Origin of the sequence: Aeribacillus composti (assembly GCF_007827555.1) — a bacterium.
Lineage (GTDB): Bacteria > Bacillota > Bacilli > Bacillales > Aeribacillaceae > Aeribacillus > Aeribacillus composti.
The window spans coordinates 1-11958 of record NZ_VISS01000049.1; the positions used below are offsets into that span (position 1 = coordinate 1).

Genomic DNA, 11958 nt, shown 5'->3' on the forward strand with positions numbered 1-11958 from the left:
AATTTATTTTGGAAGGAAGGGGTCCCCCTTCCTTCCAAAATAAAATCTATATTAACCAAATTATTTAATAAAAAATACTTGACTAGAGGTAAGAAAGAGGGATGTCTAATAAGTCGTTTTTACGGCTTATTGGCGCCCCCATTAATGTTTTAGAAACGTTGATATATCGGTGTTTATGATTTTTTGTTTTCAATGGGGATTTGACTTTCTGGACAGCCCCTCTAAAAAAGAATTTATCGAGTCGATCAACATTTCATTTAGTTCGAAATGAAGTTGGCAGCTTACTGGCACTATCAGCAGTTGCCCTAAAGAAACATATGTGAGAAAACCGATTACCGATTTTCTTACAAAACGCACCGATTTTTTATTTTTTCGCCATATATTTTGATAAAAACGGGTTGGCTTGCGAAATTTCAATTCCCTGGTAGTAATGTGAGACAATCTCTTTATAATTTTTCCCTTCCTGCGCCATAAAATTGGCACCGTACTGACTCATGCCGACTCCGTGTCCGTATCCTTTTGTCGTAACAATAATTTGGTCGCCTTTCAATGTCCACGAAAAATCCGTTGACCTTAGACCTAGCTTTTCTCTTATTTCCCTTCCAGTAAACTTTTTCCCGTTAATTTCGACTAGAGCGACCCTGTGTCCTGGCGTCCTTTCGATAATTTTTCCAATTGAATTGCCTTTCCCTATTTTAATCCCTAATTTTTGTTCAAACTCTTGAACGGTGAATACCTCCCTGGCGAGAAATTTTTCCGATTTCTCATCCCAAGGGCTTTCCACGCTTTTTAAATAAGGAAGGGCGTTCGGCCAAATGGCCTCCGAATTTTCCGTATATCCATTGCTCGTTGAAAAAAAAGAAGCATCAATCGGCTTGTCGTCATACGTTAAAATTTGGCCTCTTGTTTCGGCAACAGCTTCTTTAATCTTTTTTATTTTCCAATCAAAATCTTTTTTCCAAATTCTCCTTAATTCTTCTTCATTTTTATAAACTTGATGGAGCTCAGTATCCGTGACTACCGCTCCTTTGGGAGAGCCAACATTTTGGCCCGTAAACAGCTCTTTCACGATGTACGTTCTAGCAGCTAAAGCTTGAGCCTTTAACGCTTCTTTTTCAAATTCTGCGGGCATCTCGGCGGCGACAACACCAACCACATATTCTTCAAGCGGAACTTCATCAATTTTTTTTTCTTGAGAACGATAAATTGGTACAGAAACTTTTGATTCCTTTTGTAGCACATCCGTTGTTTTCTTCTCGGCTAGTTCCTCGCCAAGCGTAGCTTTCGTCTTTTCGGCAAACGGGGCTACCAGCAAACTTGGCACCATCAAAATAATGAAAAATATTGCTGCAAAAAAAAGAAAGAACGGTTTCACTCGTTTCATATTACAGCCCCCATTTCTTTTATCGCTGACTTCAGTAAAGTTTATGGGGAAGGACAACCTTTTATGACTGAAATCGGAGATGCTGTTTGCAGGGGGAGTTTTAAGTATAAAACGAAAAAATATGAAAAAAATAAGCGGGTAATACGAAAAAGAAGCTAGCATCTCCTAAAAGAGGCTAGCTTCTTTTGTGAAATTATGCATTTAAATTCGTTGCAACGGCTTGTTGTGCAATTGCCGGGATGTCAGCTTCATCATTGACGCGTTCAATATCTGCGCCAAGTTCTTTTAACTTCTCATGAAAACGGACGTAGCCGCGATCTAAATGCTTCAGCTCCGTAACCCGTGTATACCCTTCTGCAGCAAGCCCAGCTAAAATTAATGCAGCTGCCGCTCTTAAATCGGTTGCCGTTACTTCTGCACCTTGAAGCTTTACAGGACCGTTGATGATACAAGAGCGGCCTTCGATTTTAATATCTCCGTTCATACGACGAAATTCTTCTACGTGCATAAAGCGATTTTCAAATACCGTTTCGGTAATTACGCTAGTTCCGTTTGCCTGAAGCAGCAGGGCCATCATCTGAGACTGCATGTCAGTAGGAAAACCTGGATGAGGCATTGTTTTAATATCCACTGCCTTCAATGTTTCCGGACCAATGACACGAATGCCTTCTTCTTCCTCGATAATGGTTACGCCCATTTCTTCCATTTTCGCAATTAATGATGTCAAATGCTCCGGAACTGCTCCTTTTACAAGGACATTCCCTTTCGTAATGGCAGCAGCAACCATAAATGTTCCTGCTTCAATACGATCTGGAATAATTAAATGCTTTGCACCGTGCAAGGAATCTACACCTTCAATTCTGATAGTACCAGTGCCTGCGCCACGGACATTTCCGCCCATTTTGTTTATAAAATTCGCAAGGTCGACAATTTCAGGCTCCTTTGCACAGTTTTCGATTACAGTTGTTCCTTCTGCAAGTGCGGCTGCCATCATAATGTTTTCTGTTGCGCCGACACTTGGGAAATCCAAATAAATTTTGGTTCCGCGAAGTCTGCCATTCACTTCTGCGTCAATAAAGCCGTTGCCGACTTTTATCGTTGCACCCATCGCTTCGAAGCCTTTCAAGTGCTGATCAATCGGACGGGATCCGATGGCACATCCTCCCGGCAAAGCAACACGTGCACGGCCTTTGCGGGCAAGAAGAGGTCCCATAACAAGCACAGATGCACGCATTTTTCTAACATATTCAAATGATGCTTCCGTTAAAAGCTCTCCGCATGCATCGACAACTACTTGATTACCATCAAAACGAACCTCTGCTCCGAGATAGCGGAGAACTTCGTTTATCGTGTAAACATCGGAGAGCTTAGGAACATCACAAATTTCACTCTTTCCTTCACTAGCTAATAAAGATGCAGCGATGACAGGTAAAACGGCATTTTTAGCTCCTTCGATCTTTACTGTACCGTTTAACTTTCGACCGCCGCGGACGATGATTTTTTCCAAGGTATTCCCCTCCGCGTCCCATTTTCTCTATATTAATATTCAGTTGTAATAATAGGTGTTCCTACTGTTACAGTAGTTCTTTCGCCCATTCCTGCACTTCTGAGCGAAATTTGAATGTTCATCTTTCCATTTTTCGTTTCAATAGAATGATCCCAATCGTTTGTAAAACCGGATATGGAAACGAAGCGTTGCTCGTTTAAGCTTTCCACCGGTTTTGCATGAAACCTTTTTAAAAGGTTATTTGCCTCAAAAAACAAAACACCTTCCATCTTATCATCTGTATAGCCTTTGACACAAGTGAAAAATGTAGGATTTCCAGGAATTTTGTCGAAAATGTGACGGTTAAAATAGCGCTCCAGCTTCATCCATGCACGGCCATTCCAACGTTTCCCTGTTGCTTCATATATAACTTGAATTTTCGGGCTTGCTTTTGCATGAGGTTTAATAATTTGCAATGTTTCAGTGATCTGCTTATCGCTGTTGTAATAAGTGCCGGTCCACTTTTCAAAATTACCACTTTCCAAGTAAGACCAATTAAATTGACGAAACTGTGTGTAGATTCGTTTCACTTTTTTGCTTTTTTGAGAAAAAGAAAATTTTGCAAAAATTGACCATTCTGCCACATCTATGTTTTGTTGATGAAATTGCTCCACGATTTCCACTACATGAATATCGTGTCTTTCAGCATTCGTTCGTTCTGTGTGCCAAGCTGACAAAAGAAAACCGAATAAAAATATGAAAATAAAGACAAAATATAAATTTTTCACCGCCATCACCCTTTCCTTATTAAAAGTGTTGCCGGAAAGGGTTTTGGCATACGTGGAAAAAGTCGTCAAGATTAGACAACAGCCTTTATGTATTCATTGTCCCTCGACATGTTTAAAAAAGATATTGCAGCTGCTGTGACCAAAAAAAATAGTTCAAGAAAAAATTGCTCACTGATGACGCAATGGCGATGGTCAATAAAATGAGCAAAAGCCTTGTCTCGACAACTCTTCCTTTACGAATGATTTTTTCAATTTGAAGAGCCTGTAAAGCCCGCCAAGTTAGAAAAATAAATACTAAATTTACTATGATGCTAATGAGCGCCTGCTGGCCTAGCCCCGCCACATTACTCCTCCTTCCGAAATCTTCCTTTCTTGTTTCACAAACCCACTTTATTATATAAAAATCTTTCCTATTCATGCACACTTTTTATTTGATTTTGTGAAAAACAATGGTTAGGCAGTTTTTTCATGTTGTTATTTCTTATAAATGAAGCATTCATTGATGTGGAATGTAGATAGGAGGTCAATTCGTTATTTTTGGATTTGCAGTTTTAGAGTTGAATGATGCGATTACATGTTGTCCATTTTTTCCTGTCAATAAAAGTAAGTTGCCGATTTTTTGCATCCAGGCTAGAGCCAACATTGCAAAATAGCCATGATCATGATTTCTTAGTTTTTTCAAAAAAGACGGCCCGAACTTAAACTCCGGGACGTCTTAAATGAGAAATTAGAAGTTCTTCTTCGCCACGTTAATACGATTGATGGCACGTTGCAGCGCCAGCTCAGCACGTTTAAAATCTATGTCTTCCTGCCCTTGGCCTTTGCGCTGCAAGCGTTCCTCTGCACGTTTCTTTGCAGCTTCCGCGCGAGCAACATCGATATCTTCAGCTCTTTCAGCTGCTTGTGCCAAGATCGTGACTTTATCAGGGCGAACTTCCAAAAAACCTCCGCTGACAGCCACAAGTTCTGTATTATTTCCTTTTTTCAGCCGAACTGCGCCAATTGCAAGCGGCGCAACCATTGGAATATGACCAGGCAAGATTCCAAGCTCGCCGCTTTGAGCTTTGGCGCTGACCAATTCTATATCCGCATCATAAACTGGGCCATCGGGAGTGACGACACTGACTTGTACGGTCTTCATATTCAGTTCCTCCTAGGGTCCCAAAATATTATACTTCAACGCCCATTTGCTTCGCTCTTTCAAGGACATCTTCAATTGTGCCCACTAAGCGGAACGCATCTTCAGGAATGTGGTCGTACTTACCTTCAAGAATTTCTTTAAATCCACGTACAGTTTCTTTTACAGGCACATATGAACCAGGCTGTCCCGTAAACTGCTCAGCAACGTGGAAGTTTTGTGATAAGAAGAATTGGATTCTTCTAGCACGATGTACAACAAGCTTATCTTCATCTGAAAGCTCGTCCATACCAAGGATTGCAATAATATCTTGCAACTCTCTATATCTTTGCAATGTTGCCTGAACTTGGCGGGCAACGTTGTAATGCTCTTCACCGACGATTTCCGGAGCCAATGCACGTGACGTTGAAGCAAGTGGATCCACCGCTGGATAAATACCCATCTCTGACAGCTTACGGTCAAGGTTTGTTGTCGCATCTAAATGTGCGAATGTTGTAGCCGGAGCAGGGTCTGTATAGTCGTCAGCAGGCACGTAAATCGCCTGAATCGATGTAACAGAACCTACGTTTGTTGATGTAATCCGCTCCTGCAATTGTCCCATTTCTGTCGCAAGCGTCGGTTGGTATCCAACAGCAGAAGGCATGCGTCCAAGCAACGCAGATACTTCGGAACCAGCTTGTGTAAAGCGGAAGATGTTGTCGATGAAGAAGAGAACGTCTTGCCCTTGCTCATCACGGAAATATTCAGCCATTGTCAAACCTGTTAATGCAACGCGCATACGCGCTCCAGGCGGCTCGTTCATTTGTCCGAACACCATTGCTGTTTTGCTGATAACGCCGGAGTCTTTCATTTCAAAGTATAGGTCGTTTCCTTCACGAGTACGCTCCCCAACTCCAGCAAATACGGAAATACCGCCGTGCTCTTGTGCAATGTTATTGATCAGCTCTTGGATTAAAACCGTTTTTCCAACTCCTGCACCGCCGAACAAGCCGATTTTTCCACCTTTAATATATGGAGCAAGCAAGTCAACAACTTTGATTCCTGTTTCCAAAATTTCAACTTGTGTTGACAGCTGTTCAAATTTCGGAGCAGGCTTATGAATTGGATCCCGGCGCGCTTCCGCTGGAATCGGGTCTCCAAGGTCAATATGTTCCCCTAACACATTGAATACCCGTCCTAATGTGACATCTCCAACTGGCACGGAGATTGGAGCGCCTAAGTCTTCGACTTCCATTCCGCGCGTTACGCCGTCCGTTGAAGCCATAGCGATTGTCCGAACGGTGTCATCCCCTAAATGAAGCGCTACTTCCAACGTTAAATCAATGTCTACCTCGTTTTCATTGCGCGCTTTATGTGAAATTTTTAGGGCGTTATAAATTTCCGGCAAATGTCCGCTTTCAAACTTTACGTCCACTACCGGACCCATTACTTGAACTACGCGTCCTTTCATGTTCCTGTTTCCCTCCTAACGTACTGTTTCAGTGATCTATTCAAGCGCTGATGCCCCGCCAACAATTTCTGTAATTTCTTGCGTAATCGCTGCCTGACGAGCTCTGTTGTAGGAAAGAGTCAGCGTATTGATCAGTTCCTTTGCGTTGTCTGTTGCATTCTTCATTGCCGTCATTCTCGCAGCATGTTCGCTTGCTTTGCTGTCAAGCAAGGCGCCGTAAATTAAACTTTCAGCGTATTGCGGCAAAAGCACTGCCAAAATGTCTTCCTGAGACGGTTCAAATTCATAAGACGTCATTTTTTTATTCGCAGCGATGTCCGAAAGCGGCAGCAGCTTTTTCTCCGTTACTTCCTGCTGGATGGCGCTGACATAATGGTTGTAGAACATATAAATTTCATCTACTTTTCCATCCTCGAACAGCTTGACTGTATTGGAAGCAATTTCTTTAATATCCGAAAAGCTTATATCATCGCCTAATCCGACAATTTCTTCAACGACAGGCATACCGCGTTTTTTGAAAAAATCGCGGCCGACTTTTCCGATAGCAATTACGGCATATTCATCCGTCGAACGATGCCGTTCTTGAATCGTTTGATAAACGGCGCGCAGCACGTTGCTGTTAAACGCACCGGCAAGCCCGCGATCTGATGTAATGACAACGTATCCTGTCTTTTTGACCGGACGCTTTTCAAGCATCGGGTGGCTTACGTCCGTACTCCCAAGGGCGATGTTTGCCACAACTTCTTGAATTTTTTCCATGTAAGGCACAAATGACTTGGCGCTGGTTTCCGCCCGATTCAGCTTCGAAGCTGAAACCATCTCCATCGCCTTTGTAATTTGGCTTGTCTTCTTCGTCGAATTGATGCGTGTTTTAATATCGCGCAACGATGCCAAAGGTTCTCACCACCTTTTTGAAAAATAGCCGATCATGTTTTGAAAACGGCTGTGAAAAGAATTCCCGTATTTTCACAGCCTTATCGTTCTTTATTCAGAAACTGCAAAAGTTTTTTTGAATCCTTTGATGGCTTTTTCCATTTTCTCGTCTTCAGGCAGATTTCCTGTCGAACGGATTTCTTCAAGAAGCTCTTTTTCATTTTGATCTAAATAAGCATAAAATTCTTCTTCAAAGCGGCGAATATCCTCAACAGGAATATCATCTAAAAATCCTTTTGTTAAGGTGTAAAGGATCATGACTTGTTTTTCAACTGGGATCGGCTTGTTGATGCCTTGCTTCAATACTTCAACTGTACGCATACCGCGGTTTAACTTCGCCTGAGTTGCTTTATCTAGATCTGAACCGAATTGAGCGAATGCTTCAAGCTCTCTGTATGCTGCAAGGTCTAACCGAAGCGTACCCGAAACTTTTTTCATCGCTTTGATTTGCGCTGCACCGCCGACGCGGGAAACGGACAATCCGGCGTTTACCGCAGGACGCACACCTGAGAAGAATAGGTCAGATTGCAAGAAAATTTGTCCGTCTGTAATGGAAATTACGTTCGTAGGAATGTAAGCTGAGATGTCGCCAGCCTGCGTTTCAACAAATGGTAATGCCGTCAAAGATCCGCCGCCTTTTGCATCGCTAAGTTTTGCTGCGCGTTCCAATAGACGGGAGTGCAAGTAAAAGACATCCCCAGGGAACGCTTCACGTCCAGGTGGACGGCGTAGTAATAGAGAAAGCTCACGGTAAGCGGCAGCTTGCTTTGAAAGATCATCATATACGATAAGGACGTGTTTTCCTTGGTACATAAAATATTCGCCCATAGATACACCGGCATATGGGGCCAAATAAAGCAATGGAGCCGGTTGAGACGCAGATGCCGTTACAACGATCGTATAATCTAATGCGCCGTGTTTACGGAGTGTTTCAACAACATTTCGAACTGTTGATTCTTTTTGTCCGATCGCAACATAGATACAAATCATGTTTTCTTCTTTTTGGTTAATGATTGTGTCGATCGCAATTTGCGTTTTACCTGTTTGACGGTCACCGATGATGAGCTCGCGTTGTCCGCGGCCAATTGGGATAAGAGCGTCGATCGCTTTAATACCCGTTTGCAGCGGTTCATGAACAGATTTCCGGTCCATGACGCCTGGGGCAGGGCTTTCAATCGGACGTGTTTTTGTTGTTTCAATCGGGCCTAACCCGTCCACTGGTTGTCCAAGCGGATTTACAACGCGGCCGATCAGCTCTTCTCCAACAGGAACTTCCATAATCCGTCCTGTTCTTCTCACTTCATCGCCTTCACGAATGTCTTTAAAAGGGCCTAAAATAACAATACCGACGTTATTTTCTTCAAGGTTTTGGGCTAATCCCATAACGCCGTTTGAAAATTCGACAAGCTCACCGGCCATGACATTGTCGAGGCCATGAGCACGTGCGATCCCGTCACCTACTTGAATAACTGTGCCGACATCGCTAACTTCTATTTCAGACTGATAGTTTTCAATTTGCTTTTTTATCAGTGCACTAATTTCTTCAGCTTTGATGCTCATGAGTTTCACCCCTATCTACGAACTTTTCGCTAAATTCCGCCCGATGCGTTCGAGCTTACTCTTGATGCTACCGTCAAAAATACGATTGCCGATTTGAAGTTTCAGTCCGCCAATTAAGTTCTGATCAATGATGTTTGTGATCTTAAGCGATTTTTTTCCGACCTTTTGCGCAAATACTTCTGAAAGAGCCTGCTTTTCTTCATCCTTCAACGGACGGACGGAGTAAACCGTTGCTTCTGCTGTTTGCTGTTCTTCATTTGCAAGCTCCACAAAGTTATCTACAAGTTCAGGAACTAAGCGGATGCGATGGCGATCGATAAGCAGAAGAAGAGTATTGATAATTTCAGCACTCAATGAAGAAAACGCTTCATTGACCAATGATTTTTTATTTTCGAGCAACACCTTCGGATGCTCTAAAATTTGCAGCAATTTTTGATTTTCAATAAACACCTGCTTTACAATCCGCAATTCTTCTTCAAACTGCTTCACTTGATTTTTTTCCTTTGCAATTTGAAAAAGAGCTGACGCATAGCGCTTTGCCACTCCGCCAATCATAACTGTTCTCCTACCTCTTTAATATAATCATTGATCAGCTTCTCTTGCTCAGCCTCATTCAATTCTTTTTCAATCACTTTAGAAGCAATAAGAACGGATAATGATGCCACTTGATTACGCAATTCAGCAACGGCTTGCTCTTTTTCGTGTTCGATTTCTTTCTTGGCTGCTTCTTTCAGTCTTTCTGCCTCCGCACGAGCCGCTTGGATGATATCTTCTTTTTGCTGTTCGCCGAGTTTTTTCGCATTTTCAACAAGCTCCTGTGCTTCGATGCGGGCTTGCTTTAATAGCTCACGCTGCTCTTCGGCAAGCTTTTTGGCTTCCGCATGCTTTTCTTCCGCAGCGTTTATTTCATTTGCAATAAATTCTTCCCTCTGTTTCATAATGCCCATAAGCGGACCAAAAGCATATTTTTTGAGCAATGCTAACAAAATTAAGAATACGACGAGCTGAACGAGCATATCTCCTGCTGCGAAGCCTCCAGCTCCGAGGGCAAATTCAACTGTTAACACGGCTTCGTTTCACTCCCTTCAAAACTTCCGTTTTCCAACTACCGGCTATATTGGGACTCTGTTACCATTCACAACATAAAGGAATGGCGAAGATGCTTAAATAACTTCGCCATTTCCTCTTTTTCACTTGCTGTCCTTTCGATTCGGACTTCACGCAAATTGATTGCATGCCGATTTCTAAAAAGCCTTTTTCAACACCAATCTGGGCAAGGCTCTTTTGAAATTTTCAAATTACGCACCAAAAGCCATAAATGCAATAACAACCGCGATAATCGGAATCGCCTCAACCAACGCAACCCCGATAAACATAGTAGTTTGAAGCATACCGCGCGCCTCAGGTTGACGAGCAATACCTTCTACTGTACGAGATACGATAAGTCCGTTACCAATACCAGCACCAAGTGCCGCTAAACCAATTGCAATTGCAGCTGCTAATAAATTCATGAATAAAGTCCTCCTTTATTTGTTTAAAAATAATTTTTTACACAAAAATTATGATGAAGTCATTTATTTTTAATGGTCATGGCTAACTTTATGCGCCATATAAACCATTGTTAACATTGTAAAGATAAAAGCTTGGATTGCACCTACAAAAATACTGAATGCCTGCCACGCCATCATCGGAATAATTGCCCCGATGAAGCCGAATGCTCCGCTAGTTGCCAAGCTGACAAGCAGACCTAGCAAAATTTCCCCAGCATAGATGTTACCGTAAAGACGAAGACCAAGCGTCAACGTGTTTGCAAACTCTTCAATAATTTTAAGCGGGAACAAAAACGGCAGTGGCTTGAAAAAGTCGCTTCCATAGGCGGAAAAGCCCTTTAATTTAATCCCGTAATAATGCGATAAACCGACGACTAAAATGGCCAGTGTCAGCGTTATGGTAGGATCAGCCGTAGGCGATTTCCACCAAAGCTTATGGTCAACAACGATAGCGAATGGTAGACCAAGCATATTGGAAACAAAAATGTACATGATGAGCGTCATTCCTAAAGTAAGGAATCGGCCGCCTGTCTGCCAGTCCATCGTGCTGTTAATAATGTTTTTCACAAAATCCATGACCCATTCCAAAAAGTTTTGCATACCCGTTGGCTTCATTGCCAAAGAGCGGGTCGACAATACGGCGATGATAAATACAATTGCGCTAGATACAAGAATCATTAAAATATTGGACAAATTAAATTCAAGCCCTAATAATTTTACTATCGGCGCTTCGTGACCCAACAAAATTCACCTCTCTTCCCAAGCTTGTCCGCAAATGTATAGAATAGAATCTATCATAATGACAATATAGATTGTCATTAAACCAATAACCACGCTAATTAAATGGAAATGTTCAGGGAATTTAAGTGCGATTAATACCGCCAGTCCTGCGGCTGCCATCCTTGAAACCGTTCCAAGCGAACGTGCTGTACGGCCTTCTTCAATTGCTTGCTGTATTTGCTTTGATTTACGCACTAGTATCCATAAATTATAGAGGCTAAAGCTTGTACCAAGGGCAAGACCGAGGAAAATATCTTGATAAGGAGTAAACCCCCACGCTAACACATAGATGGCAAGCAAAAACAGCAAATATTTTTTGCTGCGCACAAACAATTTTTCTATACGATCCATAGTTACCGTTCATTCTCCTGAAAAAAATGTTGGACTAATCTCAGCATCGCAATTATTCCCGCAGCCAGTCCAATTAGAAGACCGATGATCAAAAAAACGGGTTCTGTATGCAAATGTCGATCAAGCCATCTTCCTGCAAAAATCCCAACGAGCACTGACCCTGCCAAATAGGAAAGAATGGCGGTCATTAAAGCGTATGCTCGGAGCGGATGGTGCTCTTTTTGCCGCATTGGGTATGTCCTCACAATATAAAATTACCTTATATTTCATTATGTTAAAAGGCTGTTGAAAACCTTATCATCCCACCCCGTTTAGCATACAATAGGCACCAATCAATGTCAATCTGTTTCACGTCAAAAGTTGAGCTATTTGTTAATAATATCACAATTTGTTCACAAATATTTTTGGTGTTTCTATTGACTTTTTAATATTTTTTTATCTAAAATCATTAGCATTGCATAAATATAGTTAGAATTTTCTGTTAATTAATTTTTGTGAATTTGTGCCAAAAAGACAAAACCTAAAGAAAGGTGGCACT

At 42.0% G+C, this 11958-nt stretch carries 14 protein-coding genes; all 14 read right to left on the minus strand.

Translation table 11 applies throughout. From position 1 onward, the window contains the following. Nucleotides 1-364: 364 nt before the first annotated feature. The 14 genes from spoIID to FB379_RS17565 all read right to left on the minus strand — a co-directional run bounded on the left by spoIID (nucleotide 365) and on the right by FB379_RS17565 (nucleotide 11650). Nucleotides 365-1384: a stage II sporulation protein D gene (spoIID, locus tag FB379_RS17500; protein ID WP_066251285.1), complete on the minus strand. Its 1020-nt coding sequence runs from the start codon at nucleotides 1382-1384 to the stop codon at nucleotides 365-367. 193 nt (nucleotides 1385-1577) lie between these two features. Continuing rightward, the gene (gene murA, locus FB379_RS17505; protein ID WP_144598520.1) at nucleotides 1578-2891 is read right to left on the minus strand and encodes a UDP-N-acetylglucosamine 1-carboxyvinyltransferase; all 1314 of its coding nucleotides are present in this window, start codon (nucleotides 2889-2891) and stop codon (nucleotides 1578-1580) included. A 32-nt stretch (nucleotides 2892-2923) separates the two neighbouring features. Further along, the gene (locus FB379_RS17510) at nucleotides 2924-3658 is read right to left on the minus strand and encodes a YwmB family TATA-box binding protein (protein WP_158640219.1); all 735 of its coding nucleotides are present in this window, start codon (nucleotides 3656-3658) and stop codon (nucleotides 2924-2926) included. 112 nt (nucleotides 3659-3770) lie between these two features. Beyond that, the gene (locus tag FB379_RS17515) at nucleotides 3771-4001 is read right to left on the minus strand and encodes a DUF1146 family protein (RefSeq protein WP_162877012.1); all 231 of its coding nucleotides are present in this window, start codon (nucleotides 3999-4001) and stop codon (nucleotides 3771-3773) included. A gap of 384 nt (nucleotides 4002-4385) precedes the next feature. Then, entirely contained in the window at nucleotides 4386-4799 is a 414-nt protein-coding gene (locus FB379_RS17520; protein ID WP_063389011.1) for a F0F1 ATP synthase subunit epsilon, read from the minus strand. Nucleotides 4800-4827: 28 nt separating this feature from the next. Beyond that, nucleotides 4828-6246, minus strand: coding sequence for a F0F1 ATP synthase subunit beta (atpD, locus tag FB379_RS17525; RefSeq protein ID WP_066251292.1), 1419 nt, complete (start codon nucleotides 6244-6246; stop codon nucleotides 4828-4830). Between the two features lie 36 nt (nucleotides 6247-6282). After that, complete coding sequence (atpG, locus tag FB379_RS17530) at nucleotides 6283-7140, minus strand: ATP synthase F1 subunit gamma (protein ID WP_066251293.1); 858 nt, start codon at nucleotides 7138-7140, stop codon at nucleotides 6283-6285. A 90-nt stretch (nucleotides 7141-7230) separates the two neighbouring features. After that, a complete protein-coding gene (gene atpA / locus FB379_RS17535; RefSeq protein ID WP_063389014.1) occupies nucleotides 7231-8739 on the minus strand; it encodes a F0F1 ATP synthase subunit alpha in 1509 nt (502 codons plus the stop codon). Nucleotides 8740-8754: 15 nt separating this feature from the next. After that, on the minus strand, nucleotides 8755-9294 hold the full coding sequence (locus FB379_RS17540; RefSeq protein ID WP_063389015.1) for a F0F1 ATP synthase subunit delta: 540 nt from the start codon (nucleotides 9292-9294) through the stop codon (nucleotides 8755-8757). Then, a complete protein-coding gene (gene atpF / locus FB379_RS17545; RefSeq protein ID WP_082829615.1) occupies nucleotides 9291-9755 on the minus strand; it encodes a F0F1 ATP synthase subunit B in 465 nt (154 codons plus the stop codon). The genes FB379_RS17540 and atpF overlap by 4 nt, the downstream gene beginning before the upstream one ends. A gap of 282 nt (nucleotides 9756-10037) precedes the next feature. Next, complete coding sequence (gene atpE / locus FB379_RS17550; RefSeq protein ID WP_063389017.1) at nucleotides 10038-10250, minus strand: F0F1 ATP synthase subunit C; 213 nt, start codon at nucleotides 10248-10250, stop codon at nucleotides 10038-10040. A gap of 69 nt (nucleotides 10251-10319) precedes the next feature. Next, nucleotides 10320-11030, minus strand: coding sequence for a F0F1 ATP synthase subunit A (gene atpB / locus FB379_RS17555; protein ID WP_063389018.1), 711 nt, complete (start codon nucleotides 11028-11030; stop codon nucleotides 10320-10322). Between the two features lie 6 nt (nucleotides 11031-11036). Beyond that, nucleotides 11037-11420: an ATP synthase subunit I gene (locus FB379_RS17560; RefSeq protein WP_063389019.1), complete on the minus strand. Its 384-nt coding sequence runs from the start codon at nucleotides 11418-11420 to the stop codon at nucleotides 11037-11039. 2 nt (nucleotides 11421-11422) lie between these two features. Then, entirely contained in the window at nucleotides 11423-11650 is a 228-nt protein-coding gene (locus FB379_RS17565) for an AtpZ/AtpI family protein (RefSeq protein WP_094244712.1), read from the minus strand. Nucleotides 11651-11958: the final 308 nt, after the last annotated feature.

Excerpts from the sequence above, each read along its gene's own strand:
- atpD (WP_066251292.1), bottom strand. The coding sequence starts at position 6,246 with ATGAAAGGACGCGTAGTTCAAGTAATGGGTCCGGTAGTGGACGTAAAG.
- FB379_RS17560 (WP_063389019.1), bottom strand. The coding sequence starts at position 11,420 with ATGGATCGTATAGAAAAATTGTTTGTGCGCAGCAAAAAATATTTGCTG.
- FB379_RS17520 (WP_063389011.1), bottom strand. The coding sequence starts at position 4,799 with ATGAAGACCGTACAAGTCAGTGTCGTCACTCCCGATGGCCCAGTTTAT.
- atpF (WP_082829615.1), bottom strand. The coding sequence starts at position 9,755 with ATGCTCGTTCAGCTCGTCGTATTCTTAATTTTGTTAGCATTGCTCAAA.
- atpA (WP_063389014.1), bottom strand. The coding sequence starts at position 8,739 with ATGAGCATCAAAGCTGAAGAAATTAGTGCACTGATAAAAAAGCAAATT.
- atpE (WP_063389017.1), bottom strand. The coding sequence starts at position 10,250 with ATGAATTTATTAGCAGCTGCAATTGCAATTGGTTTAGCGGCACTTGGT.
- FB379_RS17565 (WP_094244712.1), bottom strand. The coding sequence starts at position 11,650 with ATGCGGCAAAAAGAGCACCATCCGCTCCGAGCATACGCTTTAATGACC.
- FB379_RS17540 (WP_063389015.1), bottom strand. The coding sequence starts at position 9,294 with ATGATTGGCGGAGTGGCAAAGCGCTATGCGTCAGCTCTTTTTCAAATT.
- spoIID (WP_066251285.1), bottom strand. The coding sequence starts at position 1,384 with ATGAAACGAGTGAAACCGTTCTTTCTTTTTTTTGCAGCAATATTTTTC.